Origin of the sequence: Silvimonas terrae, assembly GCF_014202765.1 — a bacterium.
Lineage (GTDB): Bacteria > Pseudomonadota > Gammaproteobacteria > Burkholderiales > Chitinibacteraceae > Silvimonas > Silvimonas terrae.
Genome location: NZ_JACHHN010000004.1, coordinates 451277 through 472508 on the forward strand (window position 1 = coordinate 451277; position 21232 = coordinate 472508).

The window sequence follows — 21232 nt, forward strand, 5'->3', positions numbered from 1 at the left end:
GTCGGGGCCGTCCACCGTTTATCAAATGACACCTGCAATCAATGCACTAGTGCGGCCGTGGCCTCAAAATATAGATGGACATGCGCTGTGTTAGGGGATACGGTGGTCTGGCTGATATGCACCAGACCGTCCGCTCTTAGGTCTTTCCCCTCGTTCACATGTTTTTCTGGTTTTCGAGTCGAACTCCCCCTTGAAGATATTCTTGGCGTTTATTCGCAGGGTGCAATTTTGCGCCTGATAACTTCGAAAGGAATTCGACATGACAACTCAAACAGGTACCGTGAAGTGGTTTAACGATAGCAAGGGATTCGGCTTCATCACTCCCGATGATGGTGGCAAGGATCTTTTCGCGCACTTTAAAGAAATACAGAGCAGCGGCTTCAAGACGCTGAGCGAGAGTCAGCGCGTGCAGTTTGAAGTAACCCAAGGGCAGAAAGGCCTGCAGGCGTCAAATATCCGCGGCCGTGGTTAATGCTTGCGGCTCTACCGGGTTAGACCGATCCTGACTCTCGTCCCTGAAGGCGCGGCTTGCCCGCGCTTTTTTCTTTGCTGCACAACAGTGCACCCTTTAAGAAGGCTGTGAGAAGCTACGGAATGCATCTTCGAGTTGAAGGGCAGTCTGTTCGCCAAAACAAATTGCTGGTAAGGAAGGCGCTAAAACTCCGCTCGGAGGATTTCGCCTTGTCAGTCACTCGATCTGCTGGTTTGAAAACGCACTGACCACTCATAGAGCGGGTGGGGATGCCCATGAAATGGAAGGCGAACGAAGCGGCCGCAGCTGGCGAACCCGGCTTTCAGTAGTCTTGGACTTCGTGTGCTACCGAACAGACCTGAAGGTTGCCGAAGCAAAAAATACTTTCAGGCAATCCGGGTGGACCTGCCTAAGTAGGGGCGGAGGTAAATATCATGAACAACCTGACATTGTTGGCAATGGCTATGGCGGCTGCCCCGCAGGAAATACGCCGTGAGGTCCGTATGAAGAAGCTCAGGAGGTCAGCTTGTGGCAATGCGTACAAGCAACATTTGCAAATCGTCGGTTACTCCAGCCAGCCACATGCACGAACCCGGGTTTCACCATCCAATAAAATCCTGTTTTTTCCCACGTAACCTGAAATAGGACCAGGACCATGATGACCATTTTCCCTGTAGCGATGGGTTTCTCAACTTTTTCACCGACCTTGCTCAATAAGCGCATTTCGCCTGCCCAGCGCATGTTTTTCCGGGCTCGGCTGTTTGCTCAGGGAGCGGAGTCAGCCAATGCTGTTGATTTCATTCCGCCCATCGCGGACCAAACGACTCACATGAAGCCAGTTTGACCAGGCTGGAGCAAAAAACCACCCCCATTGCATTGAGGGAGGAAACATTGGGGGTAATTATGGCAACGACAATCACTGTCTACAGAATCCGTTTCTGGGACATCAACACCTGCCAACATGTCCTTTCAGAAGGCTTCCTGACCAAAGAGGCGGCTGAGGCCGAGCATCTTGAAATTGAACCCAGAAGCGGGATCGATGTAGAACGCAGCGCTGTTTTACACGGACGTTATCCACCATCGAGAGCAGTCCAACAAACATTCTGAAAACCTTCGTCACGTTGTATGTGCGCTGCACATGTTCGCCCTGTTCCCGGTACCGGACACGCAAGGCATCTGCGGCAACCCGGAAGCATGGGTTTGCGGTCTGGTTCATTTCGGATTGGGGCAAGCCTCACTAATCGCATCAACTGACGGGTCGATTGGCAAGTCGCCACGGGGAGTCAGGAATGTCCAGCATCAAGGAACTGCGCACCAAGATCAAAAGCGTAAAAAACACGCAGAAGATCACCCGCGCTATGGAAATGGTCGCGACATCCAAGATGCGCAAGGCGCAAGAACGCATGCGTTCGGCCCGTCCTTATGGCGACAAGATCCGCGCAGTTGCGGCCAATCTTTCGCAAGCATTTGTGGATTACCCGCATCCGTACCTCCAGAAGCGCGAAAGCGTTAAACGGGTTGGCCTGATCGTGGTTACGTCGGACAAGGGCCTGTGCGGTGGTTTGAATACCAACGTGCTGCGCTTGGCCGTCAACAAGATGAAAGAGTTTCACCAGAATGGCGCCGAAGCCTCTGTTACTGCGATCGGTAACAAGGGCATGGCTTTCATGAGCCGCAACGGCGCCAAGGTGATTTCTTCTGCAGTTGCCCTGGGCGATACGCCTCACCTGGAAGCCTTGATCGGTCCGATCAAGGTGATGGTGGATGCGTTTGTCGCGGGTGAAGTGGATGAAGTCCATCTGGTGTACACCAAGTTCGTCAACACCATGAAGCAAGAGCCGACGGTAGAACAGTTGTTGCCGTTGTCGGGCGAGGCCTTTGGCCAGCCTGAACACAAGTACAACTGGGAATACCTGTACGAGCCGGATGCAAAGACCGTCATTGACGAGTTGATGAACCGCTACGTTGAAGCGCTGATTTTTCAGGCTGTAGCTGAGAACATCGCATCCGAGATGGCTGCGCGCATGGTGGCCATGAAGGCTGCAACCGACAACGCCGACAAGGTGATCGGCAACCTGCAACTGCTGTACAACAAGACGCGCCAGAGTGCGATCACGACTGAGTTGATGGAAATTGTTTCCGGCGCATCTGCGGTTTAGTTGAAAACGACGACTAGCGAGTCGGAGCTGTAATTGCCATCTCTGTGGCAGGTTCCTCTCAAGTGATTGGCACTATGGTCATGTTTCTTGTGCGTCACTGATTGCTCTACGGCTTATCAACGATCTTGAGTTACAGGTGGTGGATACCCCTGGTATTGCTCCACGTCTTGGGCAGTTCGAAGCGTAAAAGGACATTACCGATGAAAGCTTTCGTCTATAAAGGCCAGCTGTCAAAGGGCTTGGAGGACCGGCCCAAGCCGGAAGTAATTGCCTCCACAGACGCCATTGTCAAAATCACTAAAACCACCATTTGCGGCACCGATCTGCATATCCTTAAAGGGGATGTCCCAACATGTAAGCCAGGGCGCATTCTCGGGCATGAAGGCGTTGGTGTTGTTGAATCCGTGGGGCACGGGGTCAGCTCGTTCAAACCAGGTGACCGGGTATTGATCTCCTGCATCAGTGCATGTGGCAAATGTGATTATTGCCGCAAGCAGATGTTCTCTCATTGCACCAGCGGTGGCTGGATTCTGGGCAATACCATCGATGGCACACAGGCCGAGTTTGTGAGGGTTCCCCATGCGGACAACAGTTTGTACCCGATTCCGGAGGGTGCTGACGAAGAGGCGCTAGTGATGCTGAGCGACATTTTGCCCACTGGATTTGAGTGCGGGGTACTCAATGGCAAGGTACAGCCGGGTAGCTCCGTGGCTATTGTGGGGGCTGGACCGATCGGGCTTGCCACATTGCTCACTGCGCAGTTCTACTCGCCAGCAGAAATCATCATGATCGACCTGGACGATAAGCGGCTGGAGGTCGCAAACCGGTTTGGTGCAACGTCGGTGATAAACAGTGCAGATGGCAACGCAGTCGAAAAGATCATGCGACAAACGGGTGGCCGTGGGGTGGATGCGGCCATCGAAGCGGTGGGTATTCCTGCCACTTTTGCATTGTGCGAACAAATCATCGCGCCAGGAGGCACCATCGCCAATATTGGTGTTCATGGCGTAAAGGTCGATTTGCATCTTGAATTGCTGTGGAGTCGCAATATCTCCATCACCACGCGCCTGGTGGATACCTCCAGCACCCCGATGTTGCTCCGGACGGTTCAGTCGCGCAAAATCAACGCCAAACAACTAGTTACACATCACTTCAAACTCGATCAGATCATTGAGGCGTATGAGACTTTTGGGCAGGCCGCAACGACCGGCGCACTGAAGGTCATTATCGAGGCAGGCTGAATGATGTCTGACCCGATTATCTTTTCCCTTGGCCATACACCGATTCGAATAGGGCATTGCGTTGTCCTCATTCGCCTGCGCAACTGGCTGAACATGTACATCTTCAGATCAAACTGGCTGCGTGACCTGTTTCCCAACATGGCCATCCTGCTTTTGATCGGTCTTTGTTCCGTGCTAGGTCTGGCAGCGTACATGGCCATCGTGCTGTGTGTGGCCCTTAAAGCTTGAGGATGCGTTGTAACGTGGCAGACGAACGCCCGTGAAGGCATCAAATTTGCCAGAAATCCCTGATTTTCGCTGCTACGGTTTTGCGGGAGGAGATCAAAGTCGCAGAAGCCATGGGTGTGCCAACGCACAGATTGAGGGACGAGAAAGGCGCACATTGGCTACTTCTGTCTCAGATAGAAATATCTTAATGGCGTCTGATTTTGATCTGAATGGCATCTGATTTTGAGTTTCGAGCCAGGTTGAGCCAGACCGAAACTCTGATGAGGCGGTCAATAAAGGAGCACTGTAGAACCAGCAGGTGTTGGACAAATTCAGGTTCACCACGGGTTGGCGGCAGGGTAAGCAGAAGTGCCTCGTGCCTGACGGTACTGCTGCCGGTTAAGCCACCAGACCAAACGTCGTAGACGAGAACATGGTGTCGGTCGACCAGAATACATGGCGCTGCGCACCAGAAGCTCGTGTGCAAGGAGCAACGATCATGAATCTAATCACTATATTTCTGGTGGCTCTGCTTGTCCTTATGGGCCTAGCCGTCGGAGATTGGGTCAACCTTTACCTGGCTTTGCCAATTTTTGCTGTCGCACTCGTCGTTGGGGCCTCTCTTAAGGTGGCCAATGTATGGCAAAAATTTGTCATTCTGAGGCTGGGCAAGTTGCAGAGCGTCAAAGGGCCAGGGCTGTTTGCAATTATCCCGATACTGGACAAAGTAGTAGCCATCGTCGATGTTCGTATACAAACCACGGCTTTCAACGCCGAGCAAGCATTGACGAAAGATACCGTTCCAGTAAACGTCGACGCGATCATCTTCTGGCACGTTCACGATGCAGAAAAAGCGGCATTGGCCATTACCAATTACCGAGAGGCCATTGATCGGGTAGCGCAGACCTCGCTGCGGGAAATGATCGGTTCTTCGATACTGGCCTCACTGCTATCCGATCGCAAGGAGGCGGATTTGCAATTAAAGAACGAAATTGGAACAAAAACAGCGCCCTGGGGAATCTCGGTCAGTTCGGTGGAAATTCGTGACGTTGCCATTCCGGTAGCACTGCAGGATGCAATGTCACGACAAGCGCAGGCTGAACGCGAAAAGCAGGCGAGAGTGATTCTTGGGTCTGCCGAAGCTGCAATCGCTGGAAAATTTGTCGAGGCCGCAGACATATACGCCGGGCATCCGGCAGCTCTCCAATTGCGGGCGATGAACATTATTTACGAAACAACGAAAGAACGCGGCACAACCATTCTGATACCGAGCTCAATGGTTGATAGTCTGAATCCTTCAACGACGTTAGCCCTCGCTTTCGGAAGTAAAGCCGTGGCGGAGCCTTCAGTCGGGCGGACAACCAGAACAGAGTCGGGCTCTGTTTGACCCCAAAGTTGAAGTGCTGATTTGCATCCCAAATTGACCCATCGGGAGGGCGATAATCAGCACGCAGGAGTGCCGCAAGTCCAACTGAAGCAGAGCGGGTTGAGATTTAAACCGAGAAATCAGCTGCATGATCGGCATCTCATGAACGCCGTCTGTTTGTGCAAGTGGTTTTTCTGGCACGGCAATCCGGGTCAAGAAGCTAGCTAACAACTCTGCAGCTCTGTTGGCTATCGAACAATTGGGCCTCAGCCCGAAGGTCTAATTGGGGGTGTGCAAACGCAGAGCAGGTCCGGGCCATCATGATCAGCGAACACCATTATTTGCCTTACGAAGAGCCCGCAGTTATTTTTCTGGCAAAGACGTCAGGGTGCTCTATCGACTTCATAGTGCAACTTTACGAAGCCGAAATGGCAAAACTCAAGATTGGTGCCCACATAACCAGCTATATCCCATTGCTGGCCATGCGGAATGTCCGGAACAAGCTGGAAAAGGATCCCGCGCACTGGCCGCGTGCAAGGATCACCAATGGCACACGAAATGTGTATCAGCGTGATCACAACAGGTAAAGCATCATCGCGAATAGAGGCGCTGATCACGCCGCCAATCCCGACCAGCGCGAGCACCATCAATGAAGTTGCGACGACGCAATGAGTGGAAGTGGATTTATTTCAAATAGAACTTGGTGAGGAAGACGAAACCAATCCGGGCCACTTTGGCCGGGCATTTGCGCACTGGCTAGCTGAACCCTTCAAATTGCAGGGCGACCGAGTACAAGCAGTTTTGCCAGAAGACTGGGGCTGGTGCGTTATGCTTGCCGCGCAAGCCGTTTCCCTTTTAGGTGAGTTGCAGCCACAGGGATGGCTGCCTAAATGGATGAGGTGCGTTTGTGACCAATTAACCGGGAGTCTTGCAGTGGCTTTGTAGCGGACAAGCCAGGCTTGATCGTTGAAATACGCATCTGAAGTTTTGCCCATATCGCCATTTGTGGCATCAATCGTAAAGCGCTCATAATCATTCACATTGCGCAACATGGCCCTTCCCCTTGGCAATCTCTCATGCCCAGTGCTCGACAGAGCCCGACGGAGGCATCACGCGTGCGATCAAAAGTGCGAATACGATGCGCGTTGCTAGACACCGTAAGGTACTAAGACATCCATTTCGGTGCGCTATCGCACATACCCCCATTTTCTTTCGCTGGTATGCCAAATAGGTCAGGCATTGCTGCAAACCGCTGCGTCCAGGCAGCGCGTGAGTTAGTGCGGATTCTGGTCACCGGGAGGGTTGGTTCCAATTAATGCGGTCGGTGGCTCTCGCTCACTTTGGCGGCTGTAGCTTTTTTCGGGACCGGCAGTTGATTCCGGCGGTGGTAGCCGAACGGCCTGGCAGCTCCTCGTAAACCCGGCTACGGCATGCGGAGGGCGTTGGTGCAGCCCTGGCACATCGGGGTAGCGCAATTATTCCGTACTCATGATAATCAATTGACGCTTGGGTTATGAGCAAAGCTACTCAGCGTGCCAGTTTTGCATGTTTGGCGCGATACATTGCCTGGTCGGCTTTGCACACCAGTAGTTCAGGTGTATCTCCGTCCTCTGGAAAAACACTGCAACCGATGCTCGCCATCGCCACGACGTTGCGGCCTGCCAGTTCATGCGATCCCGCCATCAACCGGCTTAGCTTGTTTGCCATCCGGGTCACGTTTTCAGGTTTGATTTCGGATGCCACCACGACAAATTCATCTCCTCCGAGCCGGCATACCGTATCTACTTCTCTTACCGCGTCGCGCAAACGGACGGCAACGCCTTGTAATAACAAGTCGCCGATCGCGTGTCCCAACTGATCATTGATGGTCTTGAATCCATCGAGGTCGAGAAAATAAACAGCCAGATGACTCCTGTGCCTTTTGGCAATCGCGATATCCCGGGTTAAATGCCGCCATAACACTGACCTGTTAGGCAACCCTGTCAGTGGGTCGCTTTCCGAGGCCTTAATGGCTGCCGCCAGGACAAGCTGTACCGCATCTGCATCACGTGCAGCCTCACCGATCTGCGCCAGCAATCTTTGGTTTTCCTGGAGCACACCACGAACGCTGGTCAGGTCGCGCCACGCCTCAGATTCATTGATCTCGGCCTGAAGCAGGTCCAGCGTTGTCTCGGCCAGTTCAATCTGGTGCCGTAGCTCTCGCAGCCTGAGCCTGGCTCTTCCCGTATACGACGGGGCCCGGTTCATGACGCGCGATCTTTCAGAGCCCGGCAGGCGGGAAATATCTCCCATTGCGCACATCCGCTGCGTTGACTTCGACACCGGTACTGATATCAACCCGGGCGTGCGCGTTATGCGCAGCGATCAGGGTCACAAACCCTTCGGACAGCACCGAGTGACTGGTATTGATATCCCAGAAACGCACCCGGTAAACAGTCACTGAACGTCGGGGGTCTTCACTTTTATGTCGCCGTTTGAGCCATTGCCGGCGAGCGTATTTATGCTCAAACTGGCTGATTTCACCTTCTGCCTCATTGGGCGACATCCCATAGTTTTGCTGAAGATTCCGGGAAAGCTCATTGTGGCGCCCGGCTGTTTTGCGGCGCGCCTTATCCTTGGGTCGATACCAGCCCATTTCAACGCAGCCTCCCAGCCAGGACCAGCGCTTTGCGATCAGTTGCCAATTCATGCTACCTCCTGAAACTGCCCGGGCAGGCTCACCGTTGAACGTCAATGGCACGTTACGGAACAGAGGCCAAAGTTGTATCGTCCCGGCCTTATCGGCATAGCGTCAGGCAATGCCGGGGTTTTGTAGTGAGAGTGTCAATCAGACCATCCACACCGCGCATGTGGCGAACGGCTGAGATGATTCTTGCTCGCTGATGGTTCCATTCCAGCTGTCCCGTCAAAGTGACCCAGCCACATTCAACGCTGACTTGAATCTGGCTCGGAGCAAGCTCTGTCATTTGCTCCAGGAAACGCATAATTTCCGCCATCAGTTCATTATCTTGCTCCCGGCTCGCTTCCAGAAACTGGGAGGGACTGCCCCACGGGGTGTATTTGAAACCGCCAAGAGCAAGCGTCGTATGCTCGTTTTCTACCCACAGTTGCCCACGGGGTGCTTTTCTTGTTTCAGTCGGATCATTGTCCGCTTGATGATAGCGGGCAGACGTCGCCCACTTTCGGCGCGAACGAACTTTGGTTTCAAACTCGAAATCGGATTCCATGGTGGTTCTTCCACTTGCCAAGGAAGGTCCAGTGTGTGCCCTGCCTGCGCTTTCATCGGTGCGCCAGCGCACGCATGAGGTACGGCCAGGATGGACCGCTCCGCTGCCACCTGGGTACAACGATCAATCACGATCAGACCTTGCCATGCCGGGTACCTCTAGGGGCAACACAGCCTGCGGCCCTCTTCGGACCCACTTTCTACCATGCCTGAAAGGGTCATACCCTGCTGTCTGCCAACGCGTGCGCTTGCGTTTGAGGCCAGGGGGATCTGGCATCCGCAACACCAGGCGCTGTAAAAAGTGGTCCGGAGCAGGCGACCTGCTGAGGCGGATCTTCTGATGTATCAACATGCATCTTTCTCTCTCCTGACTAGGAAAAACCAAATTTGCGCAAGTCGATGCAATGTGATCTGTGCGGTACCGCACAAATGAGGGCTTTGTTGTTTTTAAACCACCAGTCACGCGGCGGGCTTCTGGCCCCGATCCATCAGATCACCCGATGTGGCGAGGCGTGAACGTGACCAGGGCGATGTCCATTGGATATAAAAACTGGGTCCCCGGGGCTTGGGCACGGAGGCCCCCGGCGAGATCCGGCAGACCTTGCCTGTACCACAACCTGCAACGTCAATACGGAGATGGATACAGACCCGCCTGCTGCGCTGCAATCATCGGCCGCGTAAATGGAAGTGTTGCAAGGGTGGATATGAACGCATTGGATGTCGTGCGAGATAGGGAGGAAATGCCTTACGATCTGCAACTTTTCTTTCGAGTGTTGAATTATGGCTTTCAACTCAAGAAACAAATGTCTTGCTGCTTATGCGCAGCGGCCGCCTTCTTGTGTACTGGCTGCGCCACAACCCGAACTTGAATAGCACCTGGGTAGGTGCAGCTGCCTTGGCATTAAAACTGGAGCAACGCTAACCATGAGCAGTGCAAAATCGTCACCATCAGTTCGCACAAGGATCCGACGGCTGCCGGAACTGGCTAATCACGACCGGAGTATGCTGCATCAGATCATCGATGAGGCCTATGTCTGTCATATCGCTTTCACAGCCGGGGGCGAGACCCATTGCATTCCAACGTCGCACTGGAGAAAGGATGATTATCTGTACATCCACGGCTCCAATGGCAGCCGCCTGATCAAGGCTCTGTCAGGTGGCAATGAGGCATCGGTAGCAATTACGCTCCTGGATGGTCTGGTGCTGGCCAAATCTGCATTCAGTCACACCATGAATTACCGCTCGGCTGTCATTTACGGTCAATTCGAAGTCGTGCAGGGCAAGACACAGAAGCTGGAAGCGCTGGATGTCTTCATGGACAAGATCGCGGAGGGACGCAAGTCCGAAGTACGACCAGGCAACGCCAGGGAGGTCAACGCGACCACCCTCTTGCGCATCCCGCTCACTGAGGCCGCAGTCAAGGTCAGCCAGTCAGGCCCCTCGGACAAGGAAGAGGACGTTGGTCTTGCGGTCTGGGCAGGGGTGCTGCCTTTGAAAATGACCGCCATGCCGCCTGTTGCAGCAGACTACACTGCGGATGTTGCCATTCCTGCTTATGTGAAGACCTGGACAGAATAATTTGCTGTTGGAACCGAACGCGGCGTGACCAATAGGGTGCGCGATAGTGTCGGTAACTGACATGCTGCGATCAGGGGACGGCGGATGCAGCGTCCCGGTTTGGCCCCAAAGTGGACTCCTGACAGAATACCTGGTGCTTTTCCAGTGAAGACAAGAACCCCCATGCAACGCTATCTAACATCAAGTAAGTACATTGATTTCGAAGATGCTGAAATTACAGCACTTGCTGCGGAGCTTGCGCAAGGCGCTACGTCTGAACATGAGCTAGTGCGCCGTTGCTTCGGGTTCGTGCGGGATGAGATTCGCCACAGCGCTGATTTCAAGCTCAATCCAGTGACCTGTAAAGCCTCCGACGTGCTTCGACACAGAACAGGCTTTTGCTACGCGAAGAGTCATCTGCTGGCTGCACTCTTGCGAGCCAATGGTATACCGACTGGCCTGTGTTACCAGCGCCTGTCTGTGCACGATAGCGGCCCGGCGTATTGCTTTCACGGATTAAACGCCGTCTATCTTCAAAATATCGGTTGGTATCGAATTGATGCGCGGGGGAATAAACAGGGGGTCAGTGCCGAGTTTGACCCGCCAAGGGAGGCTCTTGCATTTCTGGTTCGCGAACCGCAAGAGCGCGACTTGCCGGAAATCTGGGCTGAGCCGCTACCGATCGTGGTCGAAGTACTTGAGCGTTACACGAGCCATGACGAAGTCTTTGCCAATTTGCCTGACGTCGAACTCACCATTTCCCTGGATGTGAGCGCTGTTTCTGCATGCGCTCTTGGCCCATCCCGGGCTGGTTCCGCGGCGGAATCCATTTGTAGTCTGACATCGGGTCTGTCCCTGTAGCCGAACGATGCATTATCGCTGAGCGACTGCCCAAGTTGCAGTCGATCTGAGGTAATGAAACAAAAAATCACCAGCCTGAGCTGGTGATTTTTTGTTTCAGAAACGGAATTTAGCTGCCTTTGTGGCTTTGCTGGCCCGCCTTGACGTGTTGTTCGTGGGAGCCTTTGTCCTGACTTCCTTTGTTGGTGCTGGACTTGTCAGTGGTCGACTTGTCGTGTCCGGACGAGGAGCCCGTTTGCTCTTTTGGGGCAGTTTTCGAGCCGGTGTTATTGGAAGAATTGCGGGTGTCATTGCTGGCCATGATGTAACTCCTGTAGAAGCACTGAGTGCTCCCGATTTATGCGCTGCGCATCGCAACGTGAGATCACCATATGCCCTTCAACACACGGTCCACATCAGTCATATCATGAGTTCAGCGTGGGCCGCTCCGAGCCGGGTTGTAGGTACGCTGTCAGAGGCCATCCTTTTTTCTCACGCTCGGCCCACAACTATTGATTTGCATCCAAACCTGATGCAGTAATTTGCACCGAAAACTGACCCACGTAGAACACCGTTACGGCTCGGTCAGCACAAGCAGGATGTCGGCATACCAGGTGACATTGAGGCCCAGTTTTTCGTCCTCGAGCAGATCGTGTGAGCCGACGTCAATCCGCGATGAATGCACACCCAGCAGCAACCAGGGAAAATCATCATCGGGCAGGTTATTACCGGTGACACGCAAGACCACCGGTGCGCCGCTGGTGCCTCGGTGAGTGCGGCCATCCGTCAAAAAATAGCCTTTGCCCTGAAAACGCAAGCCAAACGCCGAAGCGATGATGGCATGCCTCACCACCGGCATATGGTGCAAAGTGTCATGAAAACCCAGCGGAAAGCCAACCACCAGCACGGAGCTGCCGACTATGGTCTGGTTTTGCAGGTTAAACAGATGATCGGGCGTGAAAGCCCGGTAGATCATGCCGGCAGGAAGCGCCGTGCGTTCCAGTTCAATCACTGCGACATCCACTTCGCCTGCTGAATCCGTCCCCTGACGCCAGACAGCTATGCCATTGCGGTACAGCGGAATCGAAAACCCGATGGATTGGGTCAGGTTGACCGGGTCGGTGTGCAACTCGATTTCAATCCGGTCCGGGAAGTGGTTACTGGGTTCATCAATCATGACGTGCCGGCTGGTCACCAGAAACAGACGTGCATCCCGCGCGAAGAAAAAACCACTGGCATTGGTCAGCGGCAATCGCTGTTGAAAGGTGTTCAACCGTGCCGCCGCAAGCAATAACGAATTTGTCATGAGGATATCTCCGCAGAGCGCCAACCCACTGATTCAAACTTCCCACGCTATCGCCAACCAGATCCGCGCTCCGTACGCTAGCGCACAGATTGCGGGGCTGACGCATGGTCCTATGATGCCTTTGGCGTGGAGACTGGTGCGATGAATCAACACACAGACGACCCGCCTCCAAAACCCACCTTCACCGGCCCACTCTTTACCGCTCAGGATGTGGCCAACGCAGCGCAGAGCCACTTTACCGGTCTTAAACGCGTTGTATTCCATGTGATGGCAGAGACAGGGGTCGTTACCATTTCTGGCACGGTAGAGAGCTGGGCCGACCACAATCTGGCCGGGCTGATCGCTTTACAAACGCCCGGGGTGCGTCAGGTGATCAATAATCTGACCGTGATTTACCGATAACCCCTCACTTGCCCGCATTGCCCCGCTGGTCATTACCCCGGACCCGAGTCTAAAACCACGGTTGAAACCGTCTACCCTCATCCAAGTGCGCGCGGGAAGGGAAGGCGTACACTGCATCGCAGGCGCAAATATTGTGGGCACACGTCAGAACTCACCCGGAGCGGCGTCATGGCAATTGGGTTGGACGCAATAAAAAATCATCTGTTGGCGGCGTTACCACCCGAAGAACTACAGCGCTGGTTACTTCATCTTGAACTGGTCGATCTGCCCTTGGGCCAGGCCCTGTATGAGTCCGGCTCAAAAATGAGCCATGTCTATTTCCCGACTACCGCGATCATCTCCCTGTTGTATGTCATGGAAGATGGCTCGTCCGCCGAGATTGCCATTGTGGGGAATGAGGGCATCGTCGGTATCTCGCTGTTCATGGGGGGCGAGTCGACACCCAGCCGTGCGGTGGTCCAGAGTGCGGGCCAGGGCTACCGGCTCAAAGCGCAAGTCATGAAAGATGAATTCAATCACGCACCAGTGCTGCATTTGATGCTTCGCTATACCCAAGCGCTGATCACCCAGATGGCGCAAACGGCCGTCTGCAATCGCCATCACTCCCTAGACCAGCAATTGTGCCGCTGGCTGTTGCTAAGCCTGGATCGGCTACCCGGGAATGAGCTGCTCATGACGCAAGAACTGATTGCCAATATGCTGGGCGTACGGCGCGAAGGGGTCACACAAAGTGCGCTCAAATTGCAGGAGGCAGGGCTGATCAACTACTCCCGGGGCCACATCAAGGTGCTTGATCGCGCCGGGCTGGAGAAACGAACCTGCGAATGCTACGCCGTGGTCAAAAGAGAATATGACCGGCTGCTTCCCCCAACATCAGGTGGTTAAGCGCAAGAAGATGCGTTTCGTGTGCTGCCGCACAGAAAGTATCCGGCAGCACCAGGTATATTGGACGTTCGATCTCGACCGGAAATGCCCCGATGACATCCGGCGTGGCGCTTCAAAATCCATATCTGCTCACGCCTCAGCCAGGCAACCTCTAACCGTCTTTGGCACGCCCCAAATGACCTTGCCGTGCATGCCAATAATATGAAACGGGCTACGCCGACAAGGTGTAGCTGATGCTGGTGCGCGTTCAACGGATTTCCCCGGGTTTCAATGCTGACACTAAAAGCGGGAGCCTCATCATGTCTTTACTCTCCATCCGTTACCGCACCGCCAGAGGGCCACGTTCGTTTGATCTTGAATACGATCAGGATATTTCGGCGGTACACATTGATTCACTTGTACTGCAAGCGGCCATCCAGAATGAGTTCAAGGAAGACATGTCCCTGAGACGCATTACTGATTTCGCTCTAGGCGAAAAAGCACACCTCGAAACCATCGAAGCGGTAGCGCGCCGTATTGGCCTTTTCGATATTCAATATCTCACCGGCGAAGGCATGAAACACATACAGGCAAAGCACCGCTTTCTATACCGGTAGCGGGTACATGACTTCTGGCTTGGCCTTGCGCACCATGCGCTCATGGTGTGGGTGGGTCTGTTTCACGTGCATACACACGTTGTCCGCTCAGCGCCTTGATAAACGGTGCAAGATCCGCCGCCGGGTCGTCTCCACCGACCAGAAACAGCGCTGGGTCGGGGGAACCGTCGGGTAAGGCGGCCGGTATGCCTGCTGCTGGCAAGAGATCCTGCGCGCGGCCGGTCATCAGCAGTGGCTTGCCATGTCGGTACTGCAACTTCAGGAACTCCAGCGCGAGGCCATTGTGGTCGAGCTCCTGCTCGATGGTCACACCATCCGCGACGATCACCGCGTCAAACAACACAGACGGGCTGGCTGAGAGCGGTATATCTACCGCCAGACTTTCACCGTCAGCGGAGATCACTTGCAGCCTGGCGGCGATCACCTTGACGTTTGCCCCTTGCTCTCGCAGCGTGTCACGCATGAGATTGACTTTGTCCGGAGGTGAATCCGCGTCCGCCAGGATGGCGATTTTGCGGGTTCGAATACCTTTTTCGCCAAGGCGAGACAACAAAGAAAGCCCCGGAGAGGGATCATATTGCACGTCAGGCGCTGGCCCGACCGCAGGCATGGCGAGGGGAACTTCAAACCCCAAGCCGACTGCAACTTGGGCAGCAAGCCTTGCATCTACATTGACCAGCATCGACACCACACGCTGGCGAATGGCCGGCGTTTGTACATGCGCCAGTTCAAAGCGAAACGCGTCAATAATGTGTTGTTGCTCCGGTGGCGTCTGGCTTTGCCAAAACAACCGGGCCTGAGAATAGTGGTCAGCAAATTTTTCAGGCTTGCCACGCACTTTGTCGGCAGCGATATGTTCGGCAAAGCTGGTAAAGCCGGCCATGCCGGCTTGAAACGGACAGCCGCCGCCCAGCGAATTGGGTTCATACGCGACGCGGCCACGCGGTATAGCCTGCCGGTGGATACCGTCTCGCTGGTTATTGTGAAGCGGCGCCAAGGGCGCATTGATAGGCAATTCGTGAAAGTTGGCACCGCCCAGCCGGCTGATTTGCGTATCCAGATAAGAGTGGATGCGCCCCTGCAGTAGTGGGTCGTTGCTGAAGTCGATGCCTGGCACCACGTGCGCGGTGCAAAAAGCCACTTGTTCGGTTTCGGCGAAGAAATTATCCGGATTGCGGTTCAAGACCATTCGGCCGACGGGTGTCAGCGGGACAAGTTCTTCAGGCACCAGTTTGGTCGGGTCCAGCACGTCAAACGGGAAGCTATCGGCCAGTTCTTCGTCAAAGATCTGCAGGCCAAGCTCCCACTCGGGAAATTCGCCCGCTTCGATGGCTTCCCATAAATCGCGTCGGTGAAAGTCAGGGTCGGCACCGGCCAGCCTGGTGGCTTCATCCCATACCAGCGAATGCGTTCCGTCGACGGGCGTCCAGTGAAACTTGCAAAATACGGACACCCCCTCGGCATTGACCAGCCGGAAGGTATGCACACCAAACCCTTGCATCATCCGGTAGCTGCGCGGAATCGCCCGGTCTGAGGTATGCCAGAGCAGCATGTGCGTGGCCTCTGGCGAGAGGGAGGCAAAATCCCAGAACGTATCGTGGGCACTGGCCGCCTGCGGGATGCCGTTGTTGGGCTCGGGTTTGACCGCGTGGATCAAGTCCGGAAACTTCATGGCGTCCTGAATGAAGAACACCGGGATGTTGTTACCGACGAGATCCCAATTGCCTTCATCCGTGTAGAACTTCACCGCAAAACCACGCACATCACGAACCGTATCGGCCGAGCCGCGCTCGCCCGCCACGGTAGAAAATCGTACGAATACTGGCGTGATCTTGCCCGGTTGCGCAAACGGTGTGGCGCGCGTGTGCTCAGACAAATCGACTAAGCTTTCAAAATAGCCATGCGCGCCAGAGCCGCGCGCATGCACAACGCGTTCCGGTATGCGCTCATGATCAAAATGGGTGATTTTTTCACGAAGGATAAAGTCCTCCATCGCAGTCGGGCCGCGCAAGCCCGCTTTCAGCGAATTCTGGTTATCTGCTATCGGAACGCCCTGATTGGTGGTCAAACGCTGCCCCGTGGCATCAGTGCGGGCGCGATCCAATGATTCGCTGGCCGGACTGGCACCAGCCAAAGGTTGCCCCGCGCCTGCTTTGGCAGAAGGGGTGATTTCACTGATCGTGCTTGCCGTGCCGGGCCATGATGGCGGGGGCAAATGAGCCCCTTCGGCTGGACGAAGAGCCAGTTCACCGTACTCACATTCTTTGGTGGAATTGAATGGCATTCCTTCGGCCAGCGTTTGCGCGGCCTGCACTTGCTCGGCTTGCGTATTCAGGCGCTGCTGCCGCTCAGCTGTCGTGACATCGGTTTTATTGGGGGCACCGTTCCCCGCGATTGGACGCTGGCCTTTATTTGGCCCCAACGGCTTTTTGAACTTGGTGTGCATAGTCCGCCTCACTCCTGACTGAATCACATACTGCCTCGTGCTATTTGGCCATCGGTGAACGGAAGTGGCCCTGTGGATGCGATCGGGTTCAGTGGGCGTCTACCACTTCGCTGTCGGGAGACAATGATTGCTTGAGCTGCTGCATTTGCTCTCCCAAGTCTTCCAGATTGAGCGCTTTCAGTCTGCGCACTTTGGGGAAAAGCTCGTTTTCTTCTTCCTTGACATGGTGTTCGATGAATTCCGACAACACCGTAAAACGGGAATCAAACATCTCCTCGCCCGGCTTCATGACGGAGAGTTGTGCGATCAGGTCTTTGCAACTGGCATGTTCAACTAAGGCTTCATCAATCATGTCGCCATCCTTGCCCAGCGCTGCTTTTACGGCCGGATAAAAGATTTCTTCTTCAATACGGGTGTGAATGCGCAGCTCGGAACAGGCTTGTTCCACGATGCGGGCTTTGTCTTCCAAAGCGTCTTTACCCTTGCTTTTTCCAAACTGCTTGAACAGTTTCTTGACCTTGGTGTGGTCCGCCATGAGCAAGGAAGTTGCCGGATCATGGCCTTTGCTGCTGTTGGCTTTGGTATGCGAAGCAGTTTTCGCGGACTTGCGGGCTGAACCAGATTGGGTATGCGTGTGTGATGTTGTCATCATGGATCTCCTGAGGTTGGAAGTAACCCCAGTTGATGGTATGCGCCCCTGCAAGGAGATGCTGTCCGCCTTCCCCGTATTTGAATGAGGGTGGCTGGCCTGCCTGCGCCTACAAGACGAAACCGGAAATGAATCTGTACACGAGCGGGAGCGTGAAATCCAATCGGCTACGCGCACTGCAAAAATCACCGTCCTGCCTGTGGAACGCCATGCCTTTTCAAGTCGCGTTTGATGAGAAGGCCGTTTTTTCTGGTACCCAGAGGGGAGTACCCGATGTTCGCAGATCAGTCACTGGCTTCTGGTTGCGGGGAGGCCTGCCTGGCGCATGGGAAGGCGCATGATCCGTGCAGTGTGGCGGAATGTCAGTGACGTGGCCTTCCAAAAACAGAATGTTGCTGTGCCCCGACTTGCCGCATCAGCCAGACCACACAAGGTTTGCTGCTACAACTTTGCCTGCAACTGCACCATTTCCGTGATATCCGTGAACGTAATGACCACGCCATCAATCACATCCTCCTGAGTACGGTAGGGCATGATTCGCACCCGGTACCATTGTCCTTTGCTGGTCCCAGCCTGTTTTTCCTGAAATACCAACGTCCGGAGCACCTCACGTGTATCTTGCTCCAGATCAAGCGAGTTAAAGTCAGTCACAATGTCTGACAAAGGGCGACCAATGTCACCCGGGATCAATTTAAACAATGGTGTAACGTGAGAGGTAAAACGCCGCACCCGCAAATCATTATCCAGGAAGATAGTCGCAATTTCCGTACTGTTCAGCAAATTCATTAAATCATTTTTGATTTCGGATAGATCCTCCATTTTGGATTGCAGTTCGGCATTCACGGTTTGCAATTCTTCGTTCATTGACTGCATTTCTTCTTTGGAAGTGGTCAACTCCTCATTGGTTGATTGCAGTTCTTCGTTGGTCGACTGCAGCTCTTCGTTCGCCGAGCGCAATTCCTCCATTGAGGATTGCATTTCTTCCTGCATTGCTTGCAGCGCCTCACGGGTTCGTTGCAATTCTTGCTGCAACATCTCGCTGGAAGACGATGTCGTCGACTTGTTGCCCTTCCTGGCTGGCTTTGGGGTTGCAACGTCATAAAAGACAATCAGGACCTGACCCCGCAGGACATCCGGTTTTTCAATTGCCCGCACCGTCACATCGACCACTTGCGCACCTCCGCCCCCGGGGATGACGACGCCCTTGAGGTAAAGAGGTCCCTCATGTTGCAGTGCTTTTCGAATAATGCCAGCCAATGCTTCACGCAGGCCCTCACGGGCCATGGCATGTATATTGATGTTGACCTTGCCAGCGGCCGGCTCAAGGTAAGTACCTGTGCGCCCGCTAATGTAAATGATGTCGCCTTCCGCGTTGACCAGCACCGCAGGCGGTGCGTAGTTTTGCTGGATTAACTGGTCGATCAGCACACCTGGGCTATCGGTAACAAGCGAACCATGCGAAGGGGTGGGACTCAAAGCGGTATGCTCCAGCGTTTTATTGGGAAATGCCAATTCTGACAAGGACATAAGTTGCTCAATACGCCAGTACACGCGGTTTTTGCTTGAGCCTGGCGAGAACAGGTGGCTGGACGTCCCTAGCGACTCCGCGCGGCCCAGGATCAAAAGTCCATCACGGTTCAACGCATAATGAAACAGGGGCAGCAGTTTTTTTTGCAGTTCAGCGCCAAAATAGATGAGCAGATTGCGGCAGCTTAGAATATCCAGCCTGGTGAAGGGTGGATCCGAAATGATATTTTGCGTCGCAAAAACAATCATATCGCGGACTTCTTTTTTTATTCGATAGCCATTTTCTTCTTCTGCAAAGTAGCGCTCCAGGCAGACCGCTGAAACCTCTGCGACAATTTGCCCGGGGAACAGCCCTTTTCTTGCGCGGTTGATCGCGTCTGGATCCAGGTCAGTTGCATAGATCTGCAAGGTAAAATGGCCAGCCGGTTTGAACCGGGCAAGCGCATCCATGAAAGTAATGGCGAGCGAGTAAGCTTCTTCGCCGCTCGAGCAAGCTGCCACCCACACACGCAATGGCTTGCCCCCTGGATTTCTGGCGAACAACGCCGGAAATGCTTGATCACGCAAATAGTCCCATACCTCTGGGTCACGGAAAAAATGGGTAACGCCAATCAACAATTCTTTGTGCAGGAGTTCAATTTCCTGAGGCGTGTCTCGCAGATACTGGACATATTGTGCCATGTCGTGAATGCGGTGAATGGCGGAGCGCCTTTCAATCCGCCGCTCCATGGTGTTGCTTTTGTAGAGCGAAAAGTCGTTATGGCAATGTTCTTGCAACAGGGCGATGATCTCTTGCAGCAAGTCTTGTTGATCTGGCGCCTGTTGCGACGTGACAGGGCGAGCCAGGTGCTTTGCAAGTAAAACTGGCAGTTGTTCGGGGGACGCAATGATATCCACAACGCCCGTTGCGATGGCAGATGCCGGCATACTATCTGCCGCAGCCGTCACGGGCTCCTGAGCAAGACACAGACCTTTGTTCTGCTTGATGGTGCGTAATCCGTCCGCACCGTCCGAGCCCATGCCCGACAACACGATGCCAACGGCTTTTTCACGTCGCTCCAGGGCGAGCGTCCCAAAGAAAAAATCAATCGGCAAGCGCAGTGCATGTGGTGCAGCCGGTTCAAATAGACGCAGCTTGTCGCCGGAAAGCGAGAGATTCCGGTTGGGGGGAATTACGAACACATGATTCGCCGCCAAGGGCGTATTGTCCGCGACCTCAATAACAGACATCGACGTTGACCGCTGCAGTATTTGCGGCAAAGCGCTGACATGTGCTGGCGCAAGGTGCTGAACGATGACAAAAGCAAAACCGCTATTAGCCGGGACGTGTGACAGGAATTTTTCCAGGGCATCGAGTCCCCCGGCCGAGCAGCCGATCCCCACAACGGGAAAATCGACGGGATGCTCTGCACTTTGGTCCGTCGATTCACATCCTTCAAAGGGAGGCAAATGCCGATGAGCGAAACGGGCTTTCTTTGCTGAACGCAGCATGCATACCTTTAGCCTAGGCCATCTGAACGTGGCACGCTAGACCAGCGCACCCTGTCAGGAAGAGGCAATCGCGTACTCTCTTTCGGTTTCCGCCTGCTTGATCTCATCCAGTCCGGTTAACGCGATCAACAACAGAGGGGTCTGGTCATTCCCAAGGTCCGGTTTGCATCGGATATGGACCAGAAAAGGGGCACCGCCCTTGCGCTCAAGAGCAACAACAAGACTGGTGCGCTGATTTTGTGCGGGTTTGAGCGCCCCGTCAAAGAAAGCGCACCATCTTTCTTGCTCATCCCGAGCCATGAAGGATTTGAAACTCTGACCAGAAAGCGTGTCCCGCGTGACGCCCAGTATGAGGACCGCGGCCAGATTGGCTTCCTGAATCGCGCCCTGCGGGTCGACGGACATGTACCCGGCCGGCGCAAATTCGTAAAGTTGCGAATAACGGTGACGAGCCTCGTCCAACAAGCTATTGGCCTCTTGTAATTCAAGCAGTTGCATCTCTAGTTCGATCTTGTGCACCAGCAACTCATGGGCCAGCGCCTCGGTCGCACGCGCTTCTTGCCGTAGTGGCGACAGGCTGCAAACCATGGCTTCGGCCACTTTTCTTTGTGAGGCCCTCTTTTCCATCCAATCTGTTGGCTGTTTCATGGAACGTGATCCTTTTCTGCAGTCCGGGGGAGGCTGTCCAGATGCTTTGGATGCAACGAATTGCTCTGCTCCCGAATCACGCAAAGGCGGCATGGATGGAAGTACTCAGCACGCGACAAAGCATCCGCGTCGCAGCACCGGAAACGGCCAAATCATCATATTCCTCTTTTATCACGGCGTTGCATCCGGGTATCTCTTTCTTCATTACTTGCCG

At 54.3% G+C, this 21232-nt stretch carries 23 protein-coding genes; 13 read left to right on the forward strand and 10 right to left on the reverse strand.

The features are described 5' to 3' along the window. Positions 1 to 259 precede the first annotated feature (259 nt). The 8 genes from cspE (at position 260) to HNQ50_RS12120 (ending at position 5466) form a co-directional block, all read left to right on the forward strand. Positions 260 to 472 carry a transcription antiterminator/RNA stability regulator CspE gene (cspE, locus tag HNQ50_RS12085; protein WP_184101016.1) on the forward strand — a complete coding sequence of 71 codons (213 nt, stop codon included), beginning with the start codon at positions 260 to 262 and terminating at the stop codon, positions 470 to 472. A gap of 434 nt (positions 473 to 906) precedes the next feature. Next, positions 907 to 1107 carry a hypothetical protein gene (locus HNQ50_RS12090; RefSeq protein ID WP_184101018.1) on the forward strand — a complete coding sequence of 67 codons (201 nt, stop codon included), beginning with the start codon at positions 907 to 909 and terminating at the stop codon, positions 1105 to 1107. A gap of 20 nt (positions 1108 to 1127) precedes the next feature. Next, positions 1128 to 1316, forward strand: a complete 189-nt coding sequence (locus HNQ50_RS12095; RefSeq protein ID WP_184101020.1) for a hypothetical protein — start codon at positions 1128 to 1130, stop codon at positions 1314 to 1316. Further along, positions 1313 to 1579 carry a hypothetical protein gene (locus HNQ50_RS12100; protein ID WP_184101022.1) on the forward strand — a complete coding sequence of 89 codons (267 nt, stop codon included), beginning with the start codon at positions 1313 to 1315 and terminating at the stop codon, positions 1577 to 1579. The genes HNQ50_RS12095 and HNQ50_RS12100 overlap by 4 nt, the downstream gene beginning before the upstream one ends. Before the next feature lie 182 nt (positions 1580 to 1761). Further along, the gene (atpG, locus tag HNQ50_RS12105; protein ID WP_184101024.1) at positions 1762 to 2631 is read left to right on the forward strand and encodes a F0F1 ATP synthase subunit gamma; all 870 of its coding nucleotides are present in this window, start codon (positions 1762 to 1764) and stop codon (positions 2629 to 2631) included. A 200-nt stretch (positions 2632 to 2831) separates the two neighbouring features. Then, the gene (locus tag HNQ50_RS12110; protein ID WP_184101026.1) at positions 2832 to 3872 is read left to right on the forward strand and encodes a zinc-dependent alcohol dehydrogenase family protein; all 1041 of its coding nucleotides are present in this window, start codon (positions 2832 to 2834) and stop codon (positions 3870 to 3872) included. Continuing rightward, positions 3873 to 4100, forward strand: coding sequence for a hypothetical protein (locus HNQ50_RS12115; RefSeq protein WP_184101028.1), 228 nt, complete (start codon positions 3873 to 3875; stop codon positions 4098 to 4100). A 478-nt stretch (positions 4101 to 4578) separates the two neighbouring features. Next, positions 4579 to 5466, forward strand: a complete 888-nt coding sequence (locus tag HNQ50_RS12120; protein ID WP_184101030.1) for a slipin family protein — start codon at positions 4579 to 4581, stop codon at positions 5464 to 5466. Between the two features lie 362 nt (positions 5467 to 5828). Here HNQ50_RS12120 and HNQ50_RS22130 read toward each other — a convergent pair whose 3' ends face one another. From HNQ50_RS22130 to HNQ50_RS12140, 4 genes are all read right to left on the reverse strand, one after another. Beyond that, on the reverse strand, positions 5829 to 6092 hold the full coding sequence (locus HNQ50_RS22130; protein WP_246428687.1) for a hypothetical protein: 264 nt from the start codon (positions 6090 to 6092) through the stop codon (positions 5829 to 5831). 880 nt (positions 6093 to 6972) lie between these two features. Then, on the reverse strand, positions 6973 to 7737 hold the full coding sequence (locus tag HNQ50_RS12130) for a GGDEF domain-containing protein (protein ID WP_184101033.1): 765 nt from the start codon (positions 7735 to 7737) through the stop codon (positions 6973 to 6975). Continuing rightward, positions 7706 to 8134, reverse strand: coding sequence for a hypothetical protein (locus HNQ50_RS12135; protein ID WP_184101035.1), 429 nt, complete (start codon positions 8132 to 8134; stop codon positions 7706 to 7708). The genes HNQ50_RS12130 and HNQ50_RS12135 overlap by 32 nt, the downstream gene beginning before the upstream one ends. Positions 8135 to 8222: 88 nt before the next feature. Further along, a complete protein-coding gene (locus HNQ50_RS12140; protein ID WP_184101037.1) occupies positions 8223 to 8672 on the reverse strand; it encodes a BON domain-containing protein in 450 nt (149 codons plus the stop codon). Positions 8673 to 9673: 1001 nt separating this feature from the next. On the opposite strand from HNQ50_RS12140, the gene HNQ50_RS12145 reads away from it, so the two are divergent. Next, the gene (locus HNQ50_RS12145) at positions 9674 to 10249 is read left to right on the forward strand and encodes a pyridoxamine 5'-phosphate oxidase family protein (RefSeq protein ID WP_246428688.1); all 576 of its coding nucleotides are present in this window, start codon (positions 9674 to 9676) and stop codon (positions 10247 to 10249) included. A 162-nt stretch (positions 10250 to 10411) separates the two neighbouring features. Next, positions 10412 to 11089 (forward strand): transglutaminase-like domain-containing protein, encoded by a 678-nt coding sequence (locus tag HNQ50_RS12150; protein WP_184101041.1) that lies wholly within the window; start codon positions 10412 to 10414, stop codon positions 11087 to 11089. 109 nt (positions 11090 to 11198) lie between these two features. Here HNQ50_RS12150 and HNQ50_RS12155 read toward each other — a convergent pair whose 3' ends face one another. Both HNQ50_RS12155 and HNQ50_RS12160 read right to left on the reverse strand, forming a co-directional pair. Then, positions 11199 to 11390 carry a hypothetical protein gene (locus HNQ50_RS12155; RefSeq protein ID WP_184101044.1) on the reverse strand — a complete coding sequence of 64 codons (192 nt, stop codon included), beginning with the start codon at positions 11388 to 11390 and terminating at the stop codon, positions 11199 to 11201. Positions 11391 to 11642: 252 nt separating this feature from the next. Then, a complete protein-coding gene (locus HNQ50_RS12160) occupies positions 11643 to 12374 on the reverse strand; it encodes a trypsin-like peptidase domain-containing protein (RefSeq protein WP_184101046.1) in 732 nt (243 codons plus the stop codon). Between the two features lie 141 nt (positions 12375 to 12515). Here HNQ50_RS12160 and HNQ50_RS12165 point away from each other — a divergent pair, with 141 nt between their 5' ends. From HNQ50_RS12165 to HNQ50_RS12175, 3 genes are all read left to right on the forward strand, one after another. Continuing rightward, a complete protein-coding gene (locus HNQ50_RS12165) occupies positions 12516 to 12776 on the forward strand; it encodes a BON domain-containing protein (RefSeq protein WP_184101048.1) in 261 nt (86 codons plus the stop codon). 168 nt (positions 12777 to 12944) lie between these two features. Further along, a complete protein-coding gene (locus HNQ50_RS12170) occupies positions 12945 to 13661 on the forward strand; it encodes a Crp/Fnr family transcriptional regulator (RefSeq protein WP_184101050.1) in 717 nt (238 codons plus the stop codon). A gap of 299 nt (positions 13662 to 13960) precedes the next feature. Next, a complete protein-coding gene (locus tag HNQ50_RS12175) occupies positions 13961 to 14257 on the forward strand; it encodes a hypothetical protein (RefSeq protein WP_184101052.1) in 297 nt (98 codons plus the stop codon). Positions 14258 to 14297: 40 nt separating this feature from the next. Here the strand turns inward: HNQ50_RS12175 and HNQ50_RS22355 are convergent, their stop codons facing one another. From HNQ50_RS22355 to HNQ50_RS12195, 4 genes are all read right to left on the reverse strand, one after another. Further along, the gene (locus HNQ50_RS22355) at positions 14298 to 16703 is read right to left on the reverse strand and encodes a catalase (RefSeq protein ID WP_184101054.1); all 2406 of its coding nucleotides are present in this window, start codon (positions 16701 to 16703) and stop codon (positions 14298 to 14300) included. Between the two features lie 88 nt (positions 16704 to 16791). Then, on the reverse strand, positions 16792 to 17406 hold the full coding sequence (locus HNQ50_RS12185; RefSeq protein WP_221303149.1) for a hemerythrin domain-containing protein: 615 nt from the start codon (positions 17404 to 17406) through the stop codon (positions 16792 to 16794). 387 nt (positions 17407 to 17793) lie between these two features. Further along, entirely contained in the window at positions 17794 to 20370 is a 2577-nt protein-coding gene (locus HNQ50_RS12190; protein ID WP_184101056.1) for a chemotaxis protein CheB, read from the reverse strand. Between the two features lie 54 nt (positions 20371 to 20424). Continuing rightward, positions 20425 to 21018 carry a PAS domain S-box protein gene (locus tag HNQ50_RS12195; RefSeq protein WP_184101058.1) on the reverse strand — a complete coding sequence of 198 codons (594 nt, stop codon included), beginning with the start codon at positions 21016 to 21018 and terminating at the stop codon, positions 20425 to 20427. Positions 21019 to 21232: the final 214 nt, after the last annotated feature.